Source organism: Botrimarina hoheduenensis, from assembly GCF_007859815.1.
Lineage (GTDB): Bacteria > Planctomycetota > Planctomycetia > Pirellulales > Lacipirellulaceae > Botrimarina > Botrimarina hoheduenensis.
The window spans coordinates 1-25325 of record NZ_SJPH01000003.1; the positions used below are offsets into that span (position 1 = coordinate 1).

The 25325-nt window shown below is 63.2% G+C and carries 21 protein-coding genes and 1 tRNA gene; 4 read left to right on the forward strand and 18 right to left on the reverse strand.

Annotation, left to right across the window (positions count from 1 at the left end; translation table 11 throughout):
- Positions 1–170: 170 nt before the first annotated feature.
- From Pla111_RS07245 to Pla111_RS07270, 6 genes are all read right to left on the reverse strand, one after another.
- Entirely contained in the window at positions 171–2012 is a 1842-nt protein-coding gene (locus tag Pla111_RS07245; protein WP_146572865.1) for a UvrD-helicase domain-containing protein, read from the reverse strand.
- The gene (locus Pla111_RS07250; protein WP_146572867.1) at positions 2002–4104 is read right to left on the reverse strand and encodes an ATP-dependent nuclease; all 2103 of its coding nucleotides are present in this window, start codon (positions 4102–4104) and stop codon (positions 2002–2004) included. The genes Pla111_RS07245 and Pla111_RS07250 overlap by 11 nt, the downstream gene beginning before the upstream one ends.
- A 456-nt stretch (positions 4105–4560) precedes the next feature.
- Complete coding sequence (locus tag Pla111_RS07255; RefSeq protein WP_146572869.1) at positions 4561–5793, reverse strand: tyrosine-type recombinase/integrase; 1233 nt, start codon at positions 5791–5793, stop codon at positions 4561–4563.
- Between the two features lie 172 nt (positions 5794–5965).
- Positions 5966–6039: transfer RNA gene (locus Pla111_RS07260), tRNA-His, on the reverse strand.
- Positions 6040–6361: 322 nt separating this feature from the next.
- On the reverse strand, positions 6362–7636 hold the full coding sequence (locus Pla111_RS07265; RefSeq protein ID WP_146572872.1) for a DUF1570 domain-containing protein: 1275 nt from the start codon (positions 7634–7636) through the stop codon (positions 6362–6364).
- A gap of 84 nt (positions 7637–7720) precedes the next feature.
- Complete coding sequence (locus tag Pla111_RS07270) at positions 7721–8728, reverse strand: sugar phosphate isomerase/epimerase family protein (RefSeq protein WP_146572873.1); 1008 nt, start codon at positions 8726–8728, stop codon at positions 7721–7723.
- Between the two features lie 108 nt (positions 8729–8836).
- On the opposite strand from Pla111_RS07270, the gene Pla111_RS07275 reads away from it, so the two are divergent.
- A complete protein-coding gene (locus Pla111_RS07275) occupies positions 8837–9850 on the forward strand; it encodes a hypothetical protein (RefSeq protein ID WP_146572875.1) in 1014 nt (337 codons plus the stop codon).
- A gap of 20 nt (positions 9851–9870) precedes the next feature.
- Here Pla111_RS07275 and Pla111_RS07280 read toward each other — a convergent pair whose 3' ends face one another.
- Together Pla111_RS07280 and Pla111_RS17670 are read right to left on the reverse strand one after the other, a co-directional pair.
- The gene (locus tag Pla111_RS07280) at positions 9871–10512 is read right to left on the reverse strand and encodes a hypothetical protein (protein WP_146572876.1); all 642 of its coding nucleotides are present in this window, start codon (positions 10510–10512) and stop codon (positions 9871–9873) included.
- A gap of 15 nt (positions 10513–10527) precedes the next feature.
- Positions 10528–11208 carry a type II secretion system protein gene (locus Pla111_RS17670; protein WP_391581016.1) on the reverse strand — a complete coding sequence of 227 codons (681 nt, stop codon included), beginning with the start codon at positions 11206–11208 and terminating at the stop codon, positions 10528–10530.
- Positions 11209–11441: 233 nt separating this feature from the next.
- Between Pla111_RS17670 and Pla111_RS07290 the strand changes: the two genes are divergently transcribed.
- The gene (locus tag Pla111_RS07290; RefSeq protein WP_197524845.1) at positions 11442–12566 is read left to right on the forward strand and encodes a succinylglutamate desuccinylase/aspartoacylase family protein; all 1125 of its coding nucleotides are present in this window, start codon (positions 11442–11444) and stop codon (positions 12564–12566) included.
- A gap of 112 nt (positions 12567–12678) precedes the next feature.
- Here Pla111_RS07290 and Pla111_RS07295 read toward each other — a convergent pair whose 3' ends face one another.
- The 7 genes from Pla111_RS07295 to Pla111_RS07325 form a co-directional block, all read right to left on the reverse strand.
- Positions 12679–12915, reverse strand: a complete 237-nt coding sequence (locus Pla111_RS07295; RefSeq protein ID WP_146572881.1) for a hypothetical protein — start codon at positions 12913–12915, stop codon at positions 12679–12681.
- The gene (locus Pla111_RS07300) at positions 12899–14296 is read right to left on the reverse strand and encodes a YeiH family protein (RefSeq protein ID WP_146572883.1); all 1398 of its coding nucleotides are present in this window, start codon (positions 14294–14296) and stop codon (positions 12899–12901) included. Before Pla111_RS07300 ends, Pla111_RS07295 begins: the two co-directional genes overlap by 17 nt.
- 106 nt (positions 14297–14402) lie before the next feature.
- The gene (gene pepF, locus Pla111_RS07305) at positions 14403–16196 is read right to left on the reverse strand and encodes an oligoendopeptidase F (RefSeq protein ID WP_146572885.1); all 1794 of its coding nucleotides are present in this window, start codon (positions 16194–16196) and stop codon (positions 14403–14405) included.
- Positions 16197–16312: 116 nt separating this feature from the next.
- Positions 16313–17344, reverse strand: a complete 1032-nt coding sequence (locus tag Pla111_RS07310; protein ID WP_146572887.1) for a beta-ketoacyl-ACP synthase III — start codon at positions 17342–17344, stop codon at positions 16313–16315.
- Between the two features lie 98 nt (positions 17345–17442).
- Positions 17443–18120, reverse strand: a complete 678-nt coding sequence (locus Pla111_RS07315) for a hypothetical protein (protein WP_146572889.1) — start codon at positions 18118–18120, stop codon at positions 17443–17445.
- Between the two features lie 48 nt (positions 18121–18168).
- Positions 18169–18735 (reverse strand): orotate phosphoribosyltransferase, encoded by a 567-nt coding sequence (gene pyrE / locus Pla111_RS07320; RefSeq protein WP_146572891.1) that lies wholly within the window; start codon positions 18733–18735, stop codon positions 18169–18171.
- Positions 18736–19090: 355 nt separating this feature from the next.
- Positions 19091–20410 (reverse strand): LysM peptidoglycan-binding domain-containing protein, encoded by a 1320-nt coding sequence (locus Pla111_RS07325; protein WP_146572893.1) that lies wholly within the window; start codon positions 20408–20410, stop codon positions 19091–19093.
- A gap of 305 nt (positions 20411–20715) precedes the next feature.
- Here Pla111_RS07325 and Pla111_RS07330 point away from each other — a divergent pair, with 305 nt between their 5' ends.
- A complete protein-coding gene (locus Pla111_RS07330; RefSeq protein WP_197524846.1) occupies positions 20716–21285 on the forward strand; it encodes a DUF1499 domain-containing protein in 570 nt (189 codons plus the stop codon).
- Between the two features lie 430 nt (positions 21286–21715).
- Positions 21716–22303 carry a DUF2617 family protein gene (locus Pla111_RS07335; RefSeq protein ID WP_146572897.1) on the forward strand — a complete coding sequence of 196 codons (588 nt, stop codon included), beginning with the start codon at positions 21716–21718 and terminating at the stop codon, positions 22301–22303.
- A gap of 26 nt (positions 22304–22329) precedes the next feature.
- Here the strand turns inward: Pla111_RS07335 and Pla111_RS07340 are convergent, their stop codons facing one another.
- The 3 genes from Pla111_RS07340 to Pla111_RS07350 all read right to left on the reverse strand — a co-directional run bounded on the left by Pla111_RS07340 (position 22330) and on the right by Pla111_RS07350 (position 25162).
- The gene (locus tag Pla111_RS07340) at positions 22330–23166 is read right to left on the reverse strand and encodes an alpha/beta fold hydrolase (RefSeq protein WP_146572899.1); all 837 of its coding nucleotides are present in this window, start codon (positions 23164–23166) and stop codon (positions 22330–22332) included.
- Positions 23167–23383: 217 nt separating this feature from the next.
- Entirely contained in the window at positions 23384–23824 is a 441-nt protein-coding gene (locus tag Pla111_RS07345) for a response regulator (protein ID WP_146572901.1), read from the reverse strand.
- Between the two features lie 66 nt (positions 23825–23890).
- Complete coding sequence (locus tag Pla111_RS07350; protein WP_146572903.1) at positions 23891–25162, reverse strand: serine hydroxymethyltransferase; 1272 nt, start codon at positions 25160–25162, stop codon at positions 23891–23893.
- Positions 25163–25325 lie beyond the last annotated feature (163 nt).

Consider the following 25325-nt stretch of genomic DNA (forward strand, 5'->3'; position numbering starts at 1 on the left):
TTGGGCCTCCTTGCCTTGGATGGGTTGCGTGACAACTCCCATCTAGACAAGCGAGGCCCTTCTTCGTAGGTCACTTCGTGGTAACGACTTGCGGAAAACTACGTGCCATTCGCGTTTACGACCGACGCAGCTTGCCGTATCGCACGGCGGGGGCTGTCCGTCACGTCAGCCTAGCTCGCGATGAACACCTGCTTCGGCTCGAATGGCCCAACCGTAACTAGCTCATCCCGAGCCTTCGTCGGATCGGTCGTGAACATCAACACCCGGAGGTTTCGGATCGCTCGCGAGAAGCAAACGTAAGCGAGCCTGCGGCTTCTCTCATGCTGGGTTTCTCGGGCTTCTCCAGAAACGCCCGGCGTCAGCATCTTCGTGAAACTGTAGAACGACCACGACGCTTCGGTGTCATCGAACACGACGACGACATCGTCGTACTCTTCGCCCTTCACTCCATGCTGAGTGCTGAACGGCGTGTTCTCGTCGAGAAACGCACAGTACCGCTCAACCTCAACGCCGCCCATCCCCAGCAATTCGTCTGCCAGCCAATCGCCTTTCTCTACGCGATGTTGCTCGTCATCGTACGTTTCTTCGCGAGGCTTTCTTGTGAGCTGATCCGATAGCCGCTCCGAAGGCCGGATCAGCTCCTCCTCGATACAGCATTTGAGTACGTCTCGAAGCGTTTCCGCCTGGAGCTTCGAAGAGAGCAAGGCTGCGATTCGATTAGCCTCGTTCTTGACCTGCGCCAGCGTCGCGCATGCCAGTGTGCCGTAGGAGCTGAACCGATGGGTGTTCTCGGCCAAACAGCGGCTCAACGACCGAGTATCTCTCCCTCGGTAAGCCACCGCGATAGGAACAGCGACTCCAACGAGCGGTTTCAACAAGTAGTGCGTGCCCGATTCGTAGTCATTCTTTGCTCGTTGCGACGCGTAGTCCCCATTGAACAGGTCGTGCAGGGTCAAGAAGCCGAGCCGCCGCGCGATCATCCGACGGGCCAAGAAAAGCTGCTTCGCAGTCGCGTTGTCGCTCCACCCCCAATCGGATAGGGCTTGGTGATAGGAGTCGATCGCACGCTCCAGTTGAGCTTCGCTGTATCGCTTGCCTTCTTTTGGCGTTTCGGCTTGCACCAAGGTTACTTGTACGCTGCTGGGTAGTTCGCTGTTCTGTGGGCCGGGGACTTGCTCCAGGTCATTGCGGAACCGGTTTAGCAGCTTGATGACCTCCGGGCCGCTGCGGAAGTTCTCCACCTTCGTGATGCGTGCAGCCCCCTCAGGCCCCGTAAACTCCGATTGCCCCTTGTCGTAGATCTGCTGCATGGGATCGCCGAAGTAACCGACTACCGGCAGGCCGTCCCCGGCGCAAAGTACGTTGAGGGCGGCGACGACCTCGGGGGACGTGTCCTGGGCTTCGTCGACAAAGAAGTAGGGGTGCCGCTGGCCCAGAACCGCTCGGAACGCCTTACTCGATTCAATGAGCTCTGCCGCGATTCTCAGCAGGTCGTCATGCCCGATCTCTCCGGCGAGAAAATCGCTGTATGGGGTATCGTCCCCGTACCGAAACGTGTCAACGCTTCCTAGGTGGTCGAGAACCTGTTGCAGCGCCGCCGCCTTCTCCCTCGCGGTGATGGAGGTCTTGGTCTCGTTCCCTTTGTCTTTGTTCTTTTGCTTGTCGATATCTGCTGGCAGCAGGTGCTTGCTTACTACCTCGCGGATGCTTCGGTCATGGCCGCTCAGCACGCCCCACAGAAAACTGTGCAGCGTAGACACCAGGACGCGAGGGTCGTCGCGCAAGCGGCTGCGGATGACCTCGGCCGCCCGGTTGGTGTAGGTGATGCATACCGCCTGTTGGCCAGCTTGCAGCAGCTGATCTCCCTCCGTACGCATGAGCGTCTTCAAGGCCTCGACGAGCGAAGTCGTCTTGCCTGATCCCGCGCCCGCCACAACCGAGAAGCTGCGTCGCGCCAACAGGCACTTCTCGATCTCGCGGTCGGCCTCGGTCGGCTGGTGCTTATTCGCCATCACCCGCCTCCTCGGACCGGGGATGCCCACTCAGCCTTAGCTTGGTTTCAAGCCATCGCAATCCCTCCGCGATGTACTCGGGCGTGGTCCACTCGGATTGAGTGTGTGCGATGTTGAGTGCAAATTCGGTCTTTTTGAACGACTTGGAATGCACCGCCTTGTAGACCGTCTCGTACTCAGCTGCGTGGTCAAGCCCATTGGCCAGGTCATCGGTAAGCGACAGATCACCTTTGCGAAACAGGGTCATGTTCTCATAGACGAACGTCTCCTCGAACGTTCTGCCGTGCATTGTCTCCGTGCGCTCAGCAACGGACGAGGGCCTCTGGTAGGTGACATAGCAAACGCCTGCTTGCACCGTTCGCTGCGCATCTGTGAGGGCAACCAATTCCTCGATCGTTGTCTTGCCGAGCAACGCCTTAAGCGCTCCGTTGGAAGTCGAGGCGCCGGGAGTGTTCGCGGGGACGGCGCCGTCCCTCTTTTTGCCTTCGACTGGCCCTACCGAATCAACATCGGTGATGACGAGGTAGGGCAGCCCGAGGAATCGCATCAGGCCCGCAAACCTATGGGCATAGGCGCCGCTCACCTCGAGCACGGTCAGGTAGCTCCGTCGTAGCGCGGGCGCCGCTTTATCAACCATTAAAGGGAGCAGCAGATTCTCGGCGGCACCTTCTACCAAGACAGCCGCGTCAGCGAAAAAAAGGTCGCAGTGGGTAAGTCTCAGATAACGCTGCAGGAACCGGCGGGTCTCGTCTTCGGTCCATTGATCGTCGTCGTTCGCCACTTCTCCGTCGCCGGGAGAGAAGCGTTTCAGGTTCAATACCTCCGAAGCATTCATCCCGGACGTGTCGGGCGTGTCAGCCACTCCGCGGCATCGACGGAAGTACCGGACGCTGTCGAAGTCGACCGTATCGAGGATGTGCGATGAGTGAGTCGTCACCACTAGCTGAGGCGTCATCTCCGATTGCTCGTACTTTGTGGCGGCAGCCTCAACGATTCTCCAGACATTGCTAATGAAGGTCTGTTGGGCCTGGGCGTGGAGGTGTACCTCCGGCTCTTCAACGAATACCACTAGGCAGGCCGGTCTCGCCTCCTTGGTCTGCATCCAGTGCAGGTGGTGATCGCAGACGCGGAGGGTCATGAAGATCAGGTTCTTCACGCCGAGTCCGTTGTAGTTCTCGGGCAGCGGGTGCTCGGTCGCTGCGTCGACGTAGGCCAACGTCGCGTTGTGCTGCAGCGCAGTCTCGGACTGAAGTGCCGAGATGATGCGAGGCGTTCGATCATTAACGGACGGAACACCGAGGCCCTGGAGCGAATCGAGCAGCTCCCCGAATACGTTGGCGAAGTGAACAGTTAGTCCTGCGTTGTGCTCGTCGATCAGGCGGTTGGCGTCATCGCTGGCTTCCGCCTTGTCGAGGTGGCGCCGGTAGTAAGACGTAAACACCTTCGACAGCAAGGTGCTACCACCGCGCTCGTGGTCGTCGAGCCCCCGCTGCGCCTCGACGTACCTGGCTTGGATTAGCGACTTGAGAAGCGGCTTGCACCGATCCTTTGCAAGCAGCGTGTCGTCCACTCCCTCGTTCGTCCGTTCGAGCTTGTAGTACTCGAGCCCTGAGTGCTGCTTGAGGACGCCAGGAAGGCAGAGGTAGTCGCTGATAGGCTTGCTGGGACTCTCGGCCCCCGTCGGCGTCAGACGCGCCGCGTAGTCATCTCGGAGCTTGTCGAGGTCTTTCAGCGCAAACCGAACGCGGATGCCCACCTCTTGATGCTCGCCAAGCAGATCGGGCAACAGATCGCTGACCCTTCCGTAGTCTTGCTCCGGGTCTACCGAGAACCAGAGGTCGAGGTCGATTGACGGCAGTGACGCGCCGTCGGCTTCCGTGTCTTCGCCGAAGTCGTTGAAGCTCTTGAGCGTCGAAGCGGAGAAGTCGTGAAATGCAAAGTCGCCGTCTCCAAGGAAGAGTCGAAACAGGTCGGTCACGGAGGTCTTGCCGCTGTTGTTCGGGCCGACAAATACCGTCTCGCCTGGCTCGAAGTCGATCGAGACGTCTTCGAGCCGCCGGAAGTTGCGGATGTTGGCTTGCTTGAGTCTCATGGGCAGAGAACCGCTCTGTTGGGCCGACTAGGTCACGACGTAATCATAGCGATATCTCCTCCCGCCGCAGCTACTGAGACACGGGCCACGAGGTAGTCGGGGGGCACTGTGACAGAAAGTTGTCACGCACCTCGTCGCACCTCAACAAGTCGCTAAGGTTCGTCACCGATGGGGTACAGAGGTGGAGTACGCAGCAGTTGGAGCGAACCTGCGTCGGCCCGACACGCCGAGGAGTGTTTGGCACGCTTCAGAGCCATTGCGTTGACTCACTAGCCATCTCCACCGCACATAGCTTTGACGCAAGGCAGTCAACGCTCGCGGGGAGACGAGAACGCCGTAGCGGTTGATCAAGCAGCGTGCTTCCCGCTGTCGTACTTCGTGACCGATGTCGAACCGACTGAGACTCTCGCCGGTCGTCGTCGACACTAGAGGCTCTTTACGTCGCAAATTTCGGCCTCAAGACGCTTCGTCTCGGTACACGGCATCGATAGCCGCTTGCTGCTGGGTCGGGGCCAAGTGACGGTAGCGTTGCCGCATTTCTTCGGTCTGGTGCCCCATCCAGGCGTCGATCATTCGTTGGTCGATGCCCTCCGCCATAGCGTTCGACGCAAAAGAGTGCCGGAAGACGTGGAAGCCGCGGACCGCCTGCCAAGCCGAGTCTTTCAAGGCGACCTCGAAGAAGTGATCGGCTGCATCGGTGGTCAACGGCTGATCGTTGTCACGTGTCAGTGCGTACGGACCGGATGGGTGTTCCGCGAAGTACCGCTTGAACACCCGGCCCAGCAGATTCGTCATCGGAACCCGGCGGAAGCTCAGGGAATGCTTGCGGGAACGCTTCTTTTCGCGGACTAGAATCGTGCGTCCTTCGAAGTCGAAGTCGGCCTTCTCAGCGCGGAGCAGCTCGCTGCGTCGCATCCCGGTGTGGGCAACGAGCACGAACATCGGGTAGACAAAGGGAAGCCCGGCCTGCTTTGAGGCGTGGTCGAGCAGGCGATCCACCTCGGGGCGGGTTAGGAAGAGTGATTCCCAAAGAGCGGCTTCTTGAGCCTTCGACAACTTACCCCCGCTGACGGCCCGTTGGATCTCCGCCAGGATCTGAAAGGGGGGCTTCTCATCCCGCTTGGGGTAGATCACGTGGCTGATCGGCGGCGGGTTCTCGACGTACTCTTGCCGCTTCGCCCAGTTCCACACCAACCGGAGGGTCGTGATCTCTTTCTTGATCGTGTCGGGGGTGATCGACCGTTTTGCGTACTGATCTCTGGAGCGGAGTTCGACGTAACCCTGCACGGTGCGTGGCGTGATCGCGGCCAATCGAGTCTTGGGTTTCAGGTGCCGGAGCAGGTGCTTAAAGTGCAAACGCTCTCCAGCGAGCGTCCGGGGCTCCTTCGACCCGGGCGTGAGTTCCGCTTGGTAGACACGGAACAGATCGTCCAAAGTCTGCACCTTCGACGGCTGCCGCCTAGCTTTCCGGACCCGGGCTCCCGAGACGATGAAGGCGCCCTCTTCCACATCCGGTGGCAGCTCAACCAGCCCCATTTCGATCATCCGCAGAGCCTCCTCCACCTGCCCGAGTGAGGCAGCGGCGACGGGTCGGCTCTTGGTGCGGAGCGACCGCTTGTACTCCTGGCCGGAGTAGCGGAATCGAACACGGTAGCGACCCGAGGCCGGGTCGATTTCGAGACTGGCCATTTGGGGGCAGTGGGAGCGAAAGAGAGCGTTCTTGTGACGCAATCATCCTTCCCTACTGCCCAATGACGGACCACCAATGTGACCGCCACACGAGTGCCACGGTGTGTCAGATCCGTGTCAGGCGGCCAAAACTGCCCGAGGGCCAATCGACGTAAGTCGTTGCCAGGTAAAGGGTGGCTGAGGGGTCTCGAACCCCCGACCTCCGGAATCACAATCCGGCGCTCTAACCAGCTGAGCTACAGCCACCACAGCAGCGACTCGCCGCACGCAACCTGAGGCTCGCGGGCGAGTCTCCAAGCGTATCGCCCGCCCAGGCGGCGGTCAACGAAGCGCCCAAAGCGGTTCACCGCCCGCTCCCGAGCGGCTCGGCCAGCCCCGCACCTCAGCGGCGGACGACCCACGCTCGAGCAACAACAGCACCAACCACCAGCCCGGCAGCAAACGCGGTGGCGATCGTGGGCAGGTCGAACGTGGTGACATGGGCAAGCAGCGACATCGGAGAGACCTCAGGGGTGGTGAAGAAACGCCGGGAAAAGCGGCGCGGGGACGATGACTTCAGGGCCTGACGTTAGTGACCCGCGGGCACCGCCGCAAGCTCGGGCAGCCGTTCGGCCGCAAACCGCCGGTACGCGTCGTCGAGCTCAGCATAGCTCTGATCGGCAAGGCGGCTTAACTCGGCCCCGTCGGGCCGGCTGTAGTAAACCCCCTTCAGATAGCGGACGAGGGTCTCCGGCTGTTGTTCGGCGAGCATCGCCACCAGGGCGGTTGCCTGGGCATAAACCTGGGCCAAATTTGGCTGCCGCTGGAGGTCCGACTGCCCCCAAGCTGTCAGCTCGGCGATCGGCAGCGGGCTGGCAATCTGCGCAGCGGAAGCCAGCCGACCACCGCGGCCAATCGTGTACCAACCGGGCTCCGCGGGCCGAAGCGTCTCAAACCAGCAGGCCACCCCTTCAATCACCCAGAAGTTGGCGTTCTCCCCCGCCGCCCGGGCCTTGGGTGCCGACTCCTGAAACATCTGGTGTACGGCCTCGTGATAGAGCGTGGGACGCAGTCGGGCGGCCTCGGCGGGTTCCTCCGCGTGATAAAAGTGTGCCGCACGGAGGGTGTCAAAATAAATGCCGAGCGTCTCCTCGATCCGTGGTTGGCGCCGCCGCAGGTGCTCCACATACCCCTGTTTGTCGCGGTGATAGACCACGCGAAAGGGCCGACTCGGCTTGGGAACCACGCGGTCGCCGGCGAGCAGCTGGCGCACCTCACGATCCGTTGCCCAGTAGCCCGCGAAGCGCTGCCGCCAAAGCTGATAAAGATTCTCCAGTTCGGCAGCCAGCGCGGCCCCGGCTTCCAACGAGTGATTGGTTGTCACGAGAAAGTGGTCCGTACGCACCTGCCAGCCTTCGTCGATCGGGTCGCGCCGCTCCTGCACTTCCGCCGCGGAAACCCAGCGCCGTCCGTCCGGGCGCTCCCCCGCCGCGTAGCGTGACAGGTCCTCGGGCTTCACCCAGCCATAGCGGGCATCCCAGCGATAGCCACGGCGGGCCTGATCACGCTGGTAGGGAGTCACCCACGCGCCGTCGAGCCACTCATACCCCAGCAGCCGGCGGGCGGCCCGATGATCGGGATCAAGCGCCAACGCCTCGTGAACCAGCCGCAGGGCGTGCGACGCCTCGCCTCGCTCGGCAGCCTGCTGCGCTTCAGCAAACCGCTCGACGGCTTGCTGGCTTTCGGGCTGAACCCCTCGCAGACCGTTGTAGACGTCCGGGGCGATCGCCAGACGCGTCGTCTCCGCGGCCCAACAACTTGTTGAGACCGTGATCGTCAGGCAGAGGATCCAAACGGGGTGCATGGTTCTAGCTTAGCCTACGAGCCGAACCGTGCTGGATTGCCGTGCTGGATTGCCGAGTGGTTTGCGCAGCGGGCTGCGGCGGATTTACGCGCCGCCCTGCTCTGCCATGGCCGCATCGAAGGCGATCTGGCTGGGGGCAAAGTCGAGCTGCTGAACAAACTCGGCGGCCTCGCGGGCACCATGGTCACGATCCATGCCGCTGTCTTCCCACTCGACTGAGAGCGGTCCGTCGTAGCCCAGCACGTTCAGTGCACGGATGATCTCTTCAAAGTTTACGGCACCGCGTCCCGGTGAGCGGAAGTCCCATCCGCGCCGCGGATCGCCAAAGTTCAGGTGACTGCCCAGGATGCCGCTCCTGCCATCGAGCGTGACGATCGCGTCTTTCACATGGCAGTGATAGATCCGATCGGGAAACGCGCGGAGAAACTCGACCGGGTCGATCCCCTGCCAGAGCAGGTGGCTGGGATCAAAGTTGAAACCAAACGCCGCGCGCCGCCCCAGAACGTTGAGCGCTCGTTCGGCCGTGTGGATATCGAAGGCGATCTCGGTCGGATGAACTTCCAATGCGAACCGTACGCCGCACTCGTCGAAGACGTCGAGTATCGGATTCCATTGCTCGGCGAAGAACTGAAAGCCCTCCTCGATCATCGCTTCGGGTGCCGGCGGGAACGAGTACAGCAGGGGCCAGATCGATGATCCCGTGAAGCCATTCACCACCCCCACGCCGAACGCCTTGGCTGCGCGAGCCGTGTTCTTCATCTCTTCAATGGCGCGCTGATTCACGTCCTGCGGCCGGCCATCACCCCAGATTCGCGGGGGTAAGATCGATTGATGCCGAGCGTCGATCCGGTCGCAAACCGCCTGACCTACCAGATGGTTGCTGATGGCGTGGCACTCCAGATCGTAACGATCCAGCAGCGCACGCTTGTCGGACACATAGTTCGGATCATCGAGCGCCCGATCGACCTCAAAGTGGTCTCCCCAACAGGCCAGCTCGAGCCCTTGGTAACCAAAGTCCGACGCCTTTTGGGCGAGCACTTCCAAGGGCAAATCGGCCCACTGACCGGTGAACAGCGTAACGGGGCGGGGCATAAGAAGACTCCGGCGGTGGGGGGCCAAGCGACCGTCGTTCGCAGACAACCCGACCAAGATCGGAGGGGCCGGACGCTGCGCGAGCGCTCGCTGACCTATAGTTAGGGCATGAGTATCATGAGGAGCCTCGCCTGCCTAATCGTGCTAACCGCTACCACTGCGGCGTCTGCCGTGGTGCGGATGGAGATCGCAAGCGAGTCTGGACCGAACGCTACCGCACAAAGCGCGTGGCTGCAATTGCTCGCGGAACTCGACGTGACCGGCGTGCGTGTCCGCGGCCTGGGGCCGGGCGACAAGCCGAGCGTCGAGGACCTGGGCACGCCCGAGCGTCCGCTGCCGCGCGTGCTGGGCATTCTCACTCGCCAAGGGGTCCTGGAGCTCCCCGGCGGACGTTTCACGATCCGCCAGCGGGAAGCCCTAGCCGCATATCTTGAGCGTCTCGAAGGTGACGGTGCCGCCGCCGTAACCGCCAAGCGGGGCCGTTTCGGACTGACTCGCGATGAGTTCCAAAAGGTGTTTGTCGCTCTCGGAGCGCCGATCGGGGCGATCAACCGCCAAGAGTCGCTGGAAGCCTTGCTGCTCCGCACTGCCGCGCAGAGCGGCATGCCTCTGTGGATTGATCCGCGGGCTAAGCCGGCGCTGCGGGCAAGGCCAACAACCGACAAGGTTGCGACGCTCGCACGGGGGGCGGCGCTCGCCGTGCTGCTCCGGGCCGAAGACTTGAGCCTCGCGCCCGAGAAACCCGTCGGCCAACCCGTGCGGTTAACGGTGGCCCCAAGCTACGGCGAGAACAAAGAGGCCTGGCCGATCGGCTACAAGCCGGAGACCAGTCCCAGCCAGACCGCCCCGGTGCTCATGCAACGCCTGCCGGTAGAGATCGAAGGGTTTACGCTCGCGCAGGCGCTGGATGCCATCGAGGCCCGGCTGGGCGGCGTCCCCCTGGTGTACGACGAGTTCGCGTTGCGGCGTGACGCGATCGACCCCACGACGACGCCGGTCAAGCTAGCCCGCACCGAGACGTTCTATAAACGGATCATTGATCGGCTGGCGTTTCAGGCGGGCCTCAAGACCGAGCTACGGATCGATGAGGCGGGGACCCCCTTTGTGTGGCTGACGCGCTAGCCATGGGGCTGGTCAGCAGATCAGGCTCCCCGCCCACCGCCACCGCCAGGACCGCCGCCGCGTCCGCCGCCGAACATCGCGCGCATGTCGCGGCCCGACATCGGTTCTTCGCCGCGTGACTCGAGTTCGTCGTTGACCATCGCGCGAAACTCGCTGAACTGGGCGCGCATGCCGGGCTCGAATTGATCGAGCATCTGTTTGCGACGCGAGTCGCGTTGCTCCTCGGACATGTTCCCCCAGCGACCGCCGCCGCCGCCAGGACCGCCGCCAGGGGGCCCCTGATCGGTACGGTTTTCGCGCTCGCGGCGTGCCGCTACGATGCGATCCGCGCGATCTGAGATCTCACGCTGCAGCTGCTCCTTGGGAAGCGAGAAGAGCTCGTTCATGCGTCGGCTCGCCTCCTCCTGCATGCGGGGTCTTCCTCGCTCGAACAGCTCGCGCCGCTGTGCATCGGTGAGCGACTGAACCCCCTCGCGAAACGCAGCGCGCTGCTCTTCGGTCGCATCGCCACCGAAGACATTTTTTGCTTGCTCCTCAAGCTCAAGCACCCTGGGATCAACCGACTTACCAAAGACACCAAGGGCCCAAGCGCCGGCCGCCAGCAGAAAGACGAGTCCCACCAGCGCGGCCACAAGGGAGTTCTTTTTCTTGTTGCTTTTCATTCGAAGATCCTTCGCCTATTCGGCCACAACGACGGCATCGACATGGCCATCGAGGTAAAGATAGTTGCGCGAGCCATCGTCGCCGGGCGAGCCGTGTACTGATTCATAATCATACACCACCCAAACCCGCGAGGAACTGCGCTGCTGATCACTGCGACGGTCGGCGAGCACTTCGGGACGTGTCTGGCCGCCATAGCGGTCTCCCGGATACTCGTAGCTCGTTCCCTCGATGTCGAAGTAGCCGTAACGCGAGGCGTCGTCTCCTAGCGCGCCGAAGAACGGGCCCAGAAACTGGCGTTCCTCTTCCGAGCGGGCGTTGACCGACTCCTCGGTAATGTCGAGCAGTCCGGAACCGGTACGCTCCAGATCATTGGGACACCGCCACGCGGCGGCGCTGTCTTCCATCTGCGCGGAGAGCACCTGCCGCAGCCCGGGCAAACCGCGTGGGTTGAAGCTGGCGGGCATCCGGGCGGCCTTGGGAAACTTGGCCCGCTCGCCCCGGGCACCCATCCAGTTGTCGAGCGCTATGCCGACCTGTCGGAGATTGTTCTTACACTCGGTGCGACGAGCGGCGTTGCGGGCGGCCTGCACCGCGGGCAGCAGCAGCGCCACGAGGATGCCGATTATGGCGATCACCACCAGCAGCTCAACCAGCGTAAATCCGCCGCGAGCCAATGGCCGTGTGGAGTCTTCCACGCTCGAAAACCGCGGCCGGCGGGCGGGCAACATACCGGGCTGCATGATTAGGAAACCTTATTCGCCGTAAAAATCGTCGCGCAATCGACTGTATCGTTCTGAACCCCCGAGAGAAGCACGGGTGTCGAAAAAATTGGCCCCGCCGGGAATAAATTTGCGACCTCCCCCACCGGGGGGGGGGTTAAAGCCCCCCCTTTGCCACGCGTTTCAGGCGGCACTCTTCGGAAGGCGTGGTGGCCGGTATTCTGGCTGCCATGGAAGAAACGCTCGAAAAACGTCCAGCGCACGTCTGGGGTTCGGTAACGGTGCCCCGCGGCAAATCGGTTGAGGTCTCGCTGGCGGTCTCCGAAAGCTACAGCGGTCTGACGCTGCCAATCCCCATCTTTGTCCGGCGCGGACGCAAAGACGGCCCGGTGCTGTTGGTCTCTGCCACGCTGCACGGCGACGAGCTCAACGGTGCCGGTGCGGTACGCCGACTGATTGCCGACCCGAACCTCTCGCTGCTGCGTGGCACGCTGCTGCTGGCACCGGTGATCAACCTGCTGGGTTTTGATCGCCACAGCCGCTACCTGCCCGACCGCCGCGACCTCAACCGCTGCTTTCCCGGCTCGCGCACCGGAAGTCTCGCGAGTCGCTACGCGCGGATCGTTTTCGAAGAGCTTGTCGGTCGGTGCGATTACGGCATCGATCTGCACACGGCGGCCCTCCAGCGCACCAACTACCCGAACGTGCGGGCCGATCTTTCCGACCCGCGTGTGGCCGACCTCGCACGGGCGTTCGGGGCCGAGATCATTGTCGATGGCCAAGGGCCCGAGGGCTCGCTCCGCCGCGAGTCGTGCCTCGCCGGCCGGCCGATGGTCATCCTCGAAGGGGGCGAGGTCTGGAAGGTCGAGCCCGATTTTGTTGATTATGCCGTGCGGGGCGTGAAGAACGTGCTGTCGTATCTGGACATGATCGAACAGCCACGCATTGAACCGACCAATCAGATCGAGGTGCGCCGCACCACGTGGGTCCGAGCGGACCACGGCGGCTTCCTCGACATGCACGTTAAGCCTGGCAACAAAGTGGCCGCCGGAGCACCGGTAGCAACCAACACCAGCCTTGCCGGCGCAACCATCGAAGTGCTGCGGGCCCCCCTTGAGGGAGTCGTGCTCGGCGTCACAACGCTCCCGTCGATCGCCCCAGGGGATCCGATCTGTCACCTCGGCGTGCTCGATCCGAATCCCCAGGTGCTCCGCTCGTTTCCCCTGGATAGCGCTGGCGAAAACCAAACCGAAGAGCATCTGCATCTGCTGACAGCCGCCGACCTCTCGACGGACGAGCACGCGGGCGATGATACGACCAACGAGACCGCGTGAGACAGATGCTTCGAAGGTCGGCACGCTTAGGGGCACTGCGGCTAAGAAGCCCCTGCACAGCGCCGTTACCCGGCTCTGCCTGCGGTGTGGGCCTCGTTCGGAACGAGTGATCTCAGGGGGTCTCGGTCGGCTGGGTGTCCGCGCCGGGCAGCGCTCCCGCGGCGAAGGCCGGATGATCGGTGTAGAAGAGTGCCGAGGGGTCCACGCCTCTGTCGGCGAGTTCTCTCAAACGCTCGGCAAAGCCACCTGTTCGCGCTAGCCAGGGCAGCACCACGAGCCACACCAGCAACCCCGAAGAGAGCCAGAGCATGGTACGCCACCCGCGTTGCTTTTCATTTGGCCAGCGCATCGGCGGCTCCGGGAAAGAGCACCTCAAACACCAGCAGCGCCATCAGCAGCGTCAGCACCAGATTCAATCCCTGACCGCACACATACAGCACCAGCGGCTTGCCTCCCCGCAGGTGGCGACTCAGTTCACGAAAATCAGATTCCAGCCCGATCGAGGTGAACGAGATACAGAAGCACCACGTGCGGAGTGTCTTGGTAGCACCGGAGATGGTAGAAGCCACAAGGGGTTCACCCTCGGGATGCCATGCGGCGAGCGCTGAGAAGAAGAGCGACGCCCCGAGAAAGCCGAACAAAAACTTAGGAAAGCGCCGCCAGATTTCCGCTGCTGCACCGGCGAAAGTGATCCGCGTCGACGCCGCGGGATCGCGTTCCACCACCGTGGTCCAGTAGGTCGCCACGCCGAACGCCACCACGCCGATCAGGCAGTTTTGGATCATTTTGATCGTCGCCGCCACCAGCAGGGCCGTGTCGCCAAGAGCCGCGCCGGCAACGCCCACCGCACCGGTTGAGTCGATCGTCCCGCCAATCCAAGCCCCCGCGACAACCTCGTTGAGCCCCATCAGTCGGGACACCGGGGGCATTACCACCATCATCAGCGCGGTGAACGCCAGCGACAGACCGATGGCCACCGAGAGCTCTTCTCGCTTCGCCTTGCACGCGGCCGCGGTGGCGATCGCCGCCGACACCCCGCACACCGACATGTCTGCCGACACCACCATGTTGAGCGTCCGCGACTCGATCCGCAGCACACGCTGCCCAAACCAGTACGTCATAATCAGCACGACAGGCGTGACAATCCAAGCGATGCAGATGCCCGGCAGGCCCAGCGCGAGGAGCTTGCCTATGAGCACCTCGGCTCCGTAGAGCACCAAGCCTGTCTTGACGAACAGTTCGGTACGGAGCGCCGGACGTAACCAGCCGGGAGTGCCGAAGAGATTCGCAACGATCAACCCGAGCGCGATCGCCCAGACGGCGTACGCCAACCCGTAATAATCGACAACCGCTTGTTCGCTGAGCAACATGGCAAGCGTGGCCAGCGTAAACAGCGCGGCAAACCCCGGTAGGAAGCGACGCACCGCGGCACCGCCGGACAAGCTGTTGCCAATCGTGAAGACAACGAGCAGCACAAGCCCGGCACCTACGATACCGACGCCGACGCCGGAAAACGCCTCGAGCGGTGAATTGGCCCATCCGCCAGGCGTTGCCAGATAGGGCTTGAGCGGATTGGCGATCGACGCCGGCTTGGGCTGCTGGGGAGCGAAGGTTCGCTGGTACTCGAGCGCGACCGCCGCTAAACAAACGGCGAGCAGCGCCCCGCCCAGAAGAATGGCAAGCCAGTCTTCCGTAAGGCGTCCACGTTGCCCCGGCGTCTCTAGTTCCATCGGGGGTCGATCGGTGCGGAGAGGGAGAGTGTCTCGAACTATCGGTGCTGGTCGCGGGAGCGTCTTGGCCGAACCGCGGCGGAGACGCCCGCCCCTCTACTCGTGATTAAAGCAACCCGTCGAGCTCTTGGACGAGACGCTCGAAGTGGTCGAGCGCCGTGGCAACGGGTTCCGGGCTCTCCATATCCACGCCGGCTGCGCGGAGCAGGTCGAGCGGGTGCTTGCTGCATCCGCCTTTTAGGAAGCCCAGATAGTCGGTGAGCTCTTGCTGGCCGCCGTTGAGCACGCGCTCGCTTAGCGCGATCGCCGCCGATAAGCCGGTCGCGTACTTATAGACGTAGAAGGCATTGTAGAAGTGAGGTATGCGGAGACACTCTAGCTCGAGTTCTTTGTCGATCACAAAATCGGGCCCGAAGTAAGCATCAAGCAGACCGCGGTAGACGCTGCGGAATGCTTCAAGCGTGAGCGCCTCACCGGCTTCGGCCAGAGCGTGAATCTCTTTCTCGAACTCGGCAAACATGGTTTGTCGAATGATCGTGCCCCGGATGGCGTCGATCTCGCGATTGATGAGATAGGCACGTTCCTGGTCGGTTTTTGCGCGTTCCATGAGGCAGCGGCTAAGCAGCTGTTCGTTGAACGTGCTCGCGACCTCGGCCACAAAGATCGTGTAGTTGTAATACTCAAACGGTTGATTACGGGCAGAGTACCAGCTGTGCATCGAGTGGCCCGCCTCGTGGGCGAGAGTGAACACGTGGTCCAGCACATCGGGCTGGTAGTTCATCAAAATGTAAGGATCGCCCGCGTACGAACCGGCGGAGAAAGCCCCCGAGCTTTTCCCCTTATTGGGATAGCGATCGCACCAGCGCCCGCCGAGACCAGCTTCGAGCGTCTTGCAGTACTCTTTGCCGAGCGGGGCAAGCGAATCGATCACCACACGAACGGCTTGATCCCAGGTGTGCCGTTTATCCAGCTCGCTGAGGATCGGCACGTAGGTGTCATACTGGTGGATGTCCTTGAGCTTCATCTTGCGACGACGGAGGTCGAAGTACTTGTAAACCGCCGGCAACTTGCTGCGCACCGCCGCGATGAGGTTGTCGTAAACCGCTACCGGCACGTTGTCGGAAAAGAGCGACGCCTCGCGCGCAGACGGGTAGTTGCGCGCTTGGGCGTAGTAAACCCCCTTCTGTACCGAGGCCTTGAGCGACGCCGCGAGCGCGTTCTCGTGGTCGGCAAACTCGGCGTAAAACTGGTGGAATGCCGTTTTCCGCACCGCCCGCTGCGGCGAGTGGAGGAAGACGCTAAAGCTGGACTGGTTCAGCTCCATCGTCTCGCCCTTCTCGTTCTTGACTTCGCCGAACTTGAGGTCGGCGTCGGTCAATTGACGGAAGATGTGGCTGGCGGCACCCGACATCTCACTCTGCAGCGCGAGCAGCCGCTCTTCGCCTTTGGTAAGGGTGTGGGGCTTGTAGCGCGCCATGCGCTCCAGCAACAGCCGATAAGGTGCCAGAGCTTTGGCATCGATCATCTTCTTCAGCTTCGCGGCCGACATCGAAAGGATCTCGGGCCGGATGTAGCTGCTCAGCTCAGCAGCCCGAGTCGCGGCGTGCTGCAAGCGGCCCATCATCGCCTGATAGCGGCTGTCGGCCTGGTTCTCGGTGGTGCGGAGCATAGCGTAGTAGCCGAGCGCCTCGCCGTCGCGCTCGATCTGGCTATCGAACTTCAAGCACTTGGAGAGCGCCGCGGGGCCGTCGGCCAGCGTTCCGCGGAAGTCGGCGTACTTGGGAACCCGTTTCTCCCACTTCTTGAAGGCGGCTTCCCAGGCTTCGTCCGAAGGGAACAGGCTTGAAAGGTCCCACGTGTCGGCGGGCTTCACTTTGTCACGTGTCGGGATCTTCTTCATGGCAGATTCAACCAAGCCGTGGCGGAGAAAATTAGTTGTTTGTCGTGCTTCAGTAACAAGGTGATGCAGGCATCAAGCACCCGCGCGGCGGGTGTGTGCTCGACGAAAAAAGATTGTCACCACTTCCACAGCGCGGTCCCCCATGAAAGCCCGGCACCGAAACCGCACATCAGTAGCTCGTCGCCCGGCTCGATCGCCCCGCTGCGCAGCGACTCGTCGAGCGCCACAGGGATGCTCGCGGCCGAAGTGTTGCCGTACCGATCCAGATGCTTGACGACCCGTTCGCGGGGCACGCCCATGGCGTCGGTCGCGGCGTCGAGGATTCGGGCGTTGGCTTGATGCAAGAGCCACAGCTTGACCTGATCGCGGTCGCGGCCTGCGGCGGTCAACACGTGCTCGAACGTGTCCTCAAGCAAACGAACGGCCCACTTGAAGACCGGCCGCCCCTCCATCTCCATGAGCCAGGGCGTGCGGCCGTCTGCATCGCGTGCGGCGTTGACGACAAACGGGAGTTCGGCTCCGCCCATGCGACGCGTCAACAGGTCGGTGCCCAAACCATCGGCCCCGAGCGTGCCCGCGAGCACCCCCTGATCCGTGCGACCGGGCGAGACCACCACCGCACCGGCACCGTCGCCAAACAAGGGGAAGGTCTTCTTGTCATCGGGATCGAGCACACGGGTGTTGGTGTCGGCACCGATCACGAGCACGTTGCGCGCCGCGCCCGTGGCAACAAACTGCACCCCGGTCAGTAGCGCGTACATGAACCCGGCACAGGCCGCCACGACATCCATAGCGGGGCAGTTGAGGCCCAGATCGCTCTGCACCCGCGTGGCGGTTTGCGGCATCAGGCGGTCTGGCGTGAACGTGGCGAGCAGCACCAGGTCAATCGCGCTCGGATCGATTCCCGAGGCCTCAATCGCCCGGCTCCCCGCCACGGTCGAGAGCGTGCCGGTCGTGACCCCTTCGGGGGCATGGCGGCGTTCGCGGATGCCGGTTCGCTGGATGATCCACTCGGCGTCGCACCCCAGGCGGGCCAGGTCCTCGTTGGTGACCACCTTATCTGCCAGGCAACAGCCCGTGCCTGAGATCCGCACGCCGGTCTGCGTGAAGAGCGGGCCGCGGCGGATCTGAATAACGGGCTCGGGCATATCGCAGCAGCGGCAAGACGGGAAATCGGCGGAGCCCTAGCAGGCTACGGCCCCGCTGCCCCGGTCGGCAACCCCACGGCCGTTTGCCCCGGTGGGCGTCAGGCCGCGGCATGACCCACCCGGGCGTAGAGCCGAGCGTTGCCGCGTTTGCCCACCTCGCGAGCGGCCCCCATCTCACGCAGGCAGTAGGCGGCCCGCTGGGCGACCCAGCGCGGGGCGTCGAGCGCCGCAGCCAACTCGGCGGTGTCAAAGGGGTCCGTCAACGGGCCCCCTACCAGCCGCCAGAGGTCGTCGCGGGTGGCCAGCTCGATGGTTTCCACCACACGCACAAGCCGCTGGTCTTCAACAATAAAATCGTTCTCACGCCATCGGCGCCGCTTGCCGTGCCCCGGATACCGCAGTTCTTCGACCTCAACCAGCGGGGCTTCGATCCGCACCCGCTTGTGGGGGAACGCGCGCGTAAAGTGGACCAGCTCGTCGAACAGATGCGCAGCGATACCGCGTTTCGGGCTCCACCGACGGCCGACCTCGGTGCCCCCCTGGCAGTCGAGCTTGATAAGCCTCCGCCGGGCAACGATCGGCTTGACGACCAGCACATCGTGCCGACGCCTGAGCGCACGCACCTTGTCGCGGATCGCCGCCAACCCGCCGTGCTGCACCTCGATCAGCAGGTCGTCGCGGACCGCATCGATCCGATACCGCCCGACGCGTACCTCTTGCTCGCCGAGGTCGCCCGCGTAGAGCGCTTTAAGCTGTTGATGGAGGGATGTCGCCATGAACCACCGGGAAACGCACGACACGGTGCGGGGATTGAGTCCGCGCGCTCAATCGAGCTGGACACCGAGGTCTTCTACGGTGAACAGCGTGGTCAACTCGTAACCCTTCGCCGCGAAGGCCGCCCGACCTCCTTCAAGGCGATCAACGATCGCGAGCACACGTTCCACCTTGAGACCCTCAGCCTCGCAGAGTTCGATCGCTTTGAGGCTCGAAGCGCCGGTCGTGACCACGTCTTCGACAATGACGATCGACTCGCCAGGTGAGAACGGCCCCTCCACCTGTTGGCCCTTGCCGTGTGCCTTCGGCTCTTTGCGGACGATCACACCGCGGAGCGGGTAGCCCTTGATGCCGGCGGTCGTGAGGATGGCAGCCGTAATGGGGTCGGCACCAACGGCCATACCGCCAACGAGCTTAGGCCCCTGGCCCATCTTCAGCCGTAGTTCGCCGATGAGGTTGATCATCCCCTCGCCGATGAGCCGCGCCCCGCGTGCATCCAGCGTGACGCGCCGGCAATCGAGGTAATAGCTCGCCTGTTTGCCCGAGGCGAGCGTAAAGTCGCCAAACTCAAGAGCGTTGTTACGGAGTAGCTTGGCAAGGGCGTCGCGGTCGTACATCGGCTAGCGATTGGGGGCTAAGGTCAAAGAGGGTCGGGCCCTACGGTACCCGATAGCTGACCCACGCGGTTGGCGATTTGCCTAGCCTCGACTTGAGTTCGTCGAGGAGGGGGGCAAACCGTTTCTCGTGGGGGAGCGGCTGATCGCCTGCGAGCAGTTCCTCGCTTGCCCAGGATACCGCGCTGCCGTGGATGGCGGTGGTGCTTTGCGCGTGCGACTCAGCGCGTGAGGCTCCGTGTGTGAGACTCAGCGCCACTTCGCGACCCGACCAGGGCTCTCTCTCTGCGGCGAGCAGCCACCGGCCCCGCGAACGGTGGCTGCCTGCTGCCGCGAGAGCGCTTGTCTGACTGACCAATCAACGGCGGATGATAACGGTTGAACCCACTGACAAGATGTCGGTTAGCTCCTCGGCGTCGCGTGGGGCAACGACCACTTCGGGTCCGCCGTACCGCCCCGTCGAAGGGCCGATCGTGATGGGTGCCGTGGCCCCCACCAACACGATGCTGCCCGCCGGTGCGGGGGCAATATCTTGGACGCGCAACTCGATGGCGTCGTAGGGCAACGCCTCGGCGGTCACTTCAAAGCGACCCGCGAAGCGATCCCCCAGCATGAGAACCAACTCGTTGGTTTCGGGGTGGATCTCCGCGGAGAACGGTCCGGGGATCACCTTCAGCGATTGCCCAGGGCGGACCGCGTCGGCCGCCGGCACGCCATTGATCTTCGCCAGCAAACGCCAGGGCACATTGTATTGTGCGGCGATTGATTCAAGGGTCTCGCCCGCTTGCACAACGTGCGCCGGAGCCAACCGATGCTCGCGAGAATCGTAGATCAGCGTTCCCGCCAAACCGCTCAACAAGCGATCGATCTCGGCACGCCGCGCGGGCTCAACGCGAGAATCGGCACGCCACGCGGAGAGCAAGCGGTGCGCTTCAGAAAGATCGCCTACACGCAGAGCCGCCTGGGCCGCGGTCCAATCGGCTTGCGAGGGGTCCTCGGCAGGGGCACCAAAGTTCAGCGGGGTGGTTTCAGACTCGGTGTAGTTTTCGTAAGGGGGCAACGCGTCCTGTTCGCTCGAGCCGGGTTGGGCAGGGGCGTTTGACGGCTGGGTCGGCGAAAGCCGTCCTGTTACCGAGCCATCGGCTGAAGCCGCGGACGGCGTCGCTTCGTAGCTCGGAGCAAGATCGTTCGTCGGCTGCCCATACCGATCCGTGGGGATCGCCGCACTAGGAGAAAGCGGCTCGCCGTAGCGGGGCGCGGCACTCGACGCGGGCGGCGTGACGACACTTGCCACTGCCGTTCCGGGCCGGCCAGTGGCTGGCTCGGCGGTGCTGGGCAACGGCTGGCCCTCGATCTCGGGCAGCTCCGGAAGCTCTGGCAACGCCGCCTCGTTGGCTCCCTCGTCCATGCCGTCGAGCAAGGCTTGGGGCTTGGTCGTTTCGCGCTTCGTCTCGCCGAAGGCTGGCGGTGCCAGATCGGTACCCGTCGCGGGTGATCCTGTCAGCTCGAACAGGGGAGCCTCGTCGGACACGCCTTCCGGCGAGGCCATCGAAACCTCCGCCGGTTGCAGACCGAAGCCATCGTCGAAGGCTTTGCCGCCGTCGTTGATCTTCAGGACAAGGAAGAAGCCGATCGCCGCCAGGACGGCAATCGTTGCTAGGGGGCGGATCGTGCTCATCGCGTTGGTCTCTCCGTGACGACGCGTCGCGCTCGGCAGAAACGAAGGGGTTGGTTAAATCACGAGCTTTCGGCTCTTGCTCGCCAGAGATTCGGCGTGAACCCTTTTGCTCAAGGCGTGCTATAGGCCATTTACCCTCTTCGCCGCTACGTCAGTTCGCGGGGGTTGCCCCCCAGCGATAGCGCGCGAGAATCGGGGGCCCACCAGGTCGGCGGGCAGCTTTGTCTTGCCGCATGCTCTCTTGGGTCTTGCCACATGCCCTCGGTGGGCGGCGGGGGATTCCGCAGGCCTCTCCCCACACGCACATGAAAAGCACCTCTCCCCCCGATCATCATGCGGTCGATTCTCGCTCAACCGGTCCGGCCAAGACCCCGCGGCGGCGCAAGATGCTAACGCTCGTGCTAATTTCGCTAGCACTGCTATCGCCCGTCGTGGTGATGGCCCTCTACATCGACGATTGGTCGCGCGACCTCACAACCAATCGCGCGGCGACCGCCGTGAAAGCCTCCGACCCGCGGCAGCGGCCGCTGACCCTCGCCGCCCAGAGCGACGCCCCGATGATCAATCGGGCTCTAGAGGCCTTTGCTTCGGAGCGGCCGGAGTGGAGCCTCGTCGATCCGCTCGACCCGCCCGCCGACTCACCGCTTGCCAGCGAGATCTCCGGAAAAATCGAACAGCGCTGGAGCCTGGTTCGCACCACGGCGCTAATGCGCTACCGTGACGATCTGTGGCTCGTTGCCGAGCGGCTCGACGATGGTCGGCTGCGTGTCCACGCCGAGAGCCGCTCGCGAATCGGCAAAGGAGACCTGGGCCAAAATCCGCGCAACCTGCGTGAGCTGATGGCTGCGCTAAAGGATCACTTGCCGCAGCAATAGCGGCACCAGAAAGTCCTTCCGCAAGTTGCGCGTGAATCCTTTTCGGCAACAAACCGTATTGTTCTTGACACCGAGCAAGACGACGCCCCTTCCGACAGAAACGCGCCCGCGCTAAGGCAGGCGAGCGTCGCTTCCGAATCACTCAATTCGCGCGCGTTGTCAGTCGATCGACAGAACACAAGAAACCCTCCGTGTCAACCTTCATCGCGCTAGCAATCCCCAGAAAGATTCTCCGCTTTGTCATCGCGACGCGACAGCTATAATTGGGTCAGAGGCGCACTCGTGTGCCCGACCTCCCGCTAGCCGCGCTGTTGTGCTGATCGCTCTGCTGCTGTGCTGATCGTTCAGTCTTTCGTGCCGAGTCGCACGCGGCTGCGCGGCGCGGGGGTCCTTTGCTACGTTATCGCTTTCTCATGCCCGCTGATGCCTTGTGCTGTTCGCTCGTCCCAAGATCGCCGAACTAACGCTGCGACTCTTCGGGCGTTCGTTGCACCCCGAGCTGTTTGAGGTGCATCAGCAGCAGCACCTCACCCGCGCAGGCTACGAGGCAACCATCGCGGTCACTAGCGCCGGGCACGTTGTGTGCTGGCGTTACGAGGGACTTACGCTGACCGAGGTTGCCGCTTCGGCCCATCAGCCCTTGCCCGCCAAACGCCGGCTGATGTTGCACTCGTTTGGTCCCGAACAGACCGACACGATCGAGTGCCGCGGTGGCGTGACCTACGAGGTGTCGTTCGCGATCGAGCAGCTCTCGGCCGAGGCGTTTCGGAACTATCAGAAGGAACTCGACCTCGCGAGTCTGCAGAGCGCCGCGGGAATCGACGGGGGTCACGATGGTGGCAACGTGCTGGTGCATCGTTTCGATGCGGCCGGCCGAGTGGGTGTCGGTGCCACGAGCTATGTCGATACCGAGGCGCGTGACCGTTCTTTCCGAGTGCGGACGCTGCACACGTTCCCCGATGACGGTGCGATCGTGAAGACGCAGTCGGTGTTCCGCCTCCCCGGCGGCCACGCCTAGCCTCCGACTGCTGTCTTCGTTTTGCCCTAAGAGCGCTCCTGCCGCAGCGTGTCGAGCCAACCGGCAAGCACCGCGGAAACGGCCGCGGGATTCTCGATCGGTGCCATGTGACCGGCATCGGCGATCTCGTGAAACTCGCCCCGCGGGGCGCTGCGAGCAAACGCCCGCATCTCTTCCGGCGGGCTGATTGTGTCCTGTGCGCCAGCAATCGCCAGCAGCGGCAGATCGAGCGAAGCAACGAGCGCGGTTGAGTCGGGGCGAGCGGCCATCGCCCGCTGCGAGGCGGCGATCGCGGCGGGATCGGCCTGCTCAATCTGCGCGAGCGTCTCGCGAACCGCAGCCTCGGGGGCTGAGGTCGCCAGCAACTTCGGCCGCATCATGCCCGCGATGCGGTGTGAACCCCACTCTGCCGCGTGCTCGGCCATTTTGATTCTGCCGGCACGGGCGTCCTCGTCATCGGCAACAACGCGGGTGTCCATCATCACGAGGGCCGCGATCTGCGCGCGGTGCCGACGCAGCATTTCCAGCGCGATGTATCCGCCCATCGAGAAACCGACCAGTGTGACGGGCGTTTCGATCCCGCTGGCTGCGAGGATCGCGGCGAGATCATCGGCGTACCGGGTTAGCGAGGGACTGTCCGTGGGCCAATCCCCGAGCGTTGAGCCGCCGTAGCCACGCAAGTCGGGGGTAAGGACGCGCCAGCTTGGCTCCAGCGCCGCCTGCTGAGCCCGCCACATCCGGCCGGTGAGGGGGAAACCGTGAACCAGCAGCACCACCGGCGCCTCCCGAGGGCCCGCATCGCGGTATGCCAGCGTTGCGCCGTCGAGTTTGAGCGTGGCGTGGGTTGCTTCGCGGTTGATCACGAGGGAAATCTCTTGGTGTACCGCAGCGAGCAGCCTGTGGGGCTTGATGACAAGCAATGCCTCACAACGGTTACGGCGCTACGAAAATCGATCGTGAAGGACCCAAACTCCGCCAGAAAACGTTCCGCGCGCCGCCGTGGCGAGAGACTACAGCGGCGTGTCCGCTGAGGATTCGGGCGTGGCTTTAATCCGGTGATTGATCCCGGCTCTTGCCCGTTCAACCGCCGCGACGCTGCATTTCTTCGATGTAACGGCGGAGCCGCTCGACTTCGTCGGTGACGGCACTGAGCTTGAGCATGTTTTCCACGCGTTTGACGAGCTCTATCTTGTTGACCGGCTTGGAAAGGAAGTCGTCCGTTCCCGCATCGACGGCCCGCTCGATATCGCCCAACTCGTTCAGAGCGGTCACCATCAGCACCATCACGCCGCTCGTGGCGGGGTCGCTCTTGAGGCGCTGGCAGACCTCAAAGCCGCTCAGCCGGGGCATCATCACGTCAAGCAGCAGCACGTGCGGCTTGAACGCAGCGACCTTGTCGAGCGTGTCTTGTCCGTCAACCGCGATAGCCACCTCGACATCGAGCCCCGCGAGGTAAGCCTCGAGCAGCTCAACGTTTGGTTCGTTGTCATCCGCGATCAAGACGCGGTGTTTATCGCTCATCGTGATCCTTGCAAGAGCTTGGGGAGCGAACACTTTGCCCGCCACGGCAACCGGGGGGGCTTCCGCCTACATCGCGACCGTCTGAAGCTCGGCGTTCAGCGCGGCCGAGGGAACGGGGAAGCCCGTGCACAGCTCACCCACCTGGGCCCGCAGTCGGGCGTGCAACTTCTCGTCCTCCGGTGCCTTGAGCCCTTGCAGCATCCAGTCGCCGATGGTCCGCATCTCTTCGATCCCCATGCCACGCGTTGTTAGCGCTGGCGTGCCGACGCGGATGCCGGAAGGGTCCATCGGCTTCCGCTCGTCAAAGGGGATCATATTCATATTGATCGTGATGCTGCAGCGCTCGAGGACGGTTTCCGCCGTCTTTCCTCCGATGCCCAGCGGCGTGACATCGACCAGCATCAGGTGGTTCTCGGTGCCCCCGGTAATCAGACGCAACCCGCCCGCGGCGAGCGTCTCCGCCAGCACCTTGGCGTTGTCGAGCACTTGCTGGATGTAGGTGCGAAATTCGGGCTTGAGGGCCTCGCCAAAGCAGACCGCTTTGCCGGCCACCACGTGCATCAGCGGCCCCCCCTGCGTGCCGGGGAAGACCCGGCTGTTGAGCACCTTGGCGTACTCCTGACGGGCCAGGATCAGACCCGAGCGCGGGCCCCGCAACGTCTTGTGCGTGGTGGTGGTCACCACGTCGGCAACCTTTACCGGATCGTCGTGCAGGTGGGCGGCAACGATGCCCGCGTAGTGAGCCATATCGACCCACAGCTTGGCCCCCACCTCGTCAGCGATCTCGCGGAACTTGGCGTGCGGGATCTCGCGCGGGTAGGCACTGGCACCGGCGATGATGAGCTTCGGCTTGTGCTCCCGCGCCAACCGGGCGACCTGATCGAAATCCAGCCGGCAGTCTTCCTTGCGGACCCCGTAGGAATGGAAGTTGTACAGCATGCCCGACATGTTCAGCTTCATGCCGTGGGTCAGGTGTCCGCCGTGTGCCAGGTCCAAGCCGAGCACCGTATCGCCCGGTTCGACCAGCGCGAGGTACACCGCGGCGTTGGCCTGCGATCCGCTGTGCGGCTGGACATTCGCGAACTCGGCCCCAAACAACTCTTTAGCTCGATCACGGGCGATGTCTTCCACTACATCCACGTGCTCGCAGCCGCCGTAGTAGCGTCGGCCCGGATAGCCCTCGGCGTACTTGTTAGTCAGCACGCTGCCCACCGCCTGCTGCACGGCGGGGCTCGTGTAGTTCTCGCTCGCGATCATCTCGAGCCCGTCTTGCTGCCGATCCATCTCGGCGGCAATCGCGCTCCAAACCTGGGGATCGTTCTGCTCGATATAGTTCATAACTGGGAGAGTCCTGGCTGCTTGTCGTGCGCTTGCTCGGCGACAGGGCCGATCGGAACGTCTAACGTCTGGCGCGGGCCGCCGTAGGTGCGTTAACCGCAAGCGGGGTGCGAATTGCACCGCTCGCCACGCGGACTTCGCGAGAGGTTCGCTAGCGCCCCTT

What these genes read in the sequence shown, in the direction of transcription:
- Pla111_RS07275 (WP_146572875.1), top strand. Translation starts at nt 8,837, where the DNA reads ATGAGTATCATGAGGAGCCTCGCCTGCCTAATCGTGCTAACCGCTACC.
- Pla111_RS07345 (WP_146572901.1), bottom strand. Translation starts at nt 23,824, where the DNA reads ATGAGCGATAAACACCGCGTCTTGATCGCGGATGACAACGAACCAAAC.
- pepF (WP_146572885.1), bottom strand. Translation starts at nt 16,196, where the DNA reads ATGAAGAAGATCCCGACACGTGACAAAGTGAAGCCCGCCGACACGTGG.
- Pla111_RS07280 (WP_146572876.1), bottom strand. Translation starts at nt 10,512, where the DNA reads ATGAAAAGCAACAAGAAAAAGAACTCCCTTGTGGCCGCGCTGGTGGGA.
- Pla111_RS07245 (WP_146572865.1), bottom strand. Translation starts at nt 2,012, where the DNA reads ATGGCGAATAAGCACCAGCCGACCGAGGCCGACCGCGAGATCGAGAAG.
- Pla111_RS07265 (WP_146572872.1), bottom strand. Translation starts at nt 7,636, where the DNA reads ATGCACCCCGTTTGGATCCTCTGCCTGACGATCACGGTCTCAACAAGT.
- Pla111_RS07315 (WP_146572889.1), bottom strand. Translation starts at nt 18,120, where the DNA reads ATGGCGACATCCCTCCATCAACAGCTTAAAGCGCTCTACGCGGGCGAC.
- Pla111_RS07300 (WP_146572883.1), bottom strand. Translation starts at nt 14,296, where the DNA reads ATGGAACTAGAGACGCCGGGGCAACGTGGACGCCTTACGGAAGACTGG.
- Pla111_RS07325 (WP_146572893.1), bottom strand. Translation starts at nt 20,410, where the DNA reads ATGAGCACGATCCGCCCCCTAGCAACGATTGCCGTCCTGGCGGCGATC.
- pyrE (WP_146572891.1), bottom strand. Translation starts at nt 18,735, where the DNA reads ATGTACGACCGCGACGCCCTTGCCAAGCTACTCCGTAACAACGCTCTT.
- Pla111_RS07310 (WP_146572887.1), bottom strand. Translation starts at nt 17,344, where the DNA reads ATGCCCGAGCCCGTTATTCAGATCCGCCGCGGCCCGCTCTTCACGCAG.
- Pla111_RS07295 (WP_146572881.1), bottom strand. Translation starts at nt 12,915, where the DNA reads ATGCGCTGGCCAAATGAAAAGCAACGCGGGTGGCGTACCATGCTCTGG.
- Pla111_RS07255 (WP_146572869.1), bottom strand. Translation starts at nt 5,793, where the DNA reads ATGGCCAGTCTCGAAATCGACCCGGCCTCGGGTCGCTACCGTGTTCGA.
- Pla111_RS07350 (WP_146572903.1), bottom strand. Translation starts at nt 25,162, where the DNA reads ATGAACTATATCGAGCAGAACGATCCCCAGGTTTGGAGCGCGATTGCC.
- Pla111_RS07250 (WP_146572867.1), bottom strand. Translation starts at nt 4,104, where the DNA reads ATGAGACTCAAGCAAGCCAACATCCGCAACTTCCGGCGGCTCGAAGAC.
- Pla111_RS07330 (WP_197524846.1), top strand. Translation starts at nt 20,716, where the DNA reads ATGAAAAGCACCTCTCCCCCCGATCATCATGCGGTCGATTCTCGCTCA.
- Pla111_RS07270 (WP_146572873.1), bottom strand. Translation starts at nt 8,728, where the DNA reads ATGCCCCGCCCCGTTACGCTGTTCACCGGTCAGTGGGCCGATTTGCCC.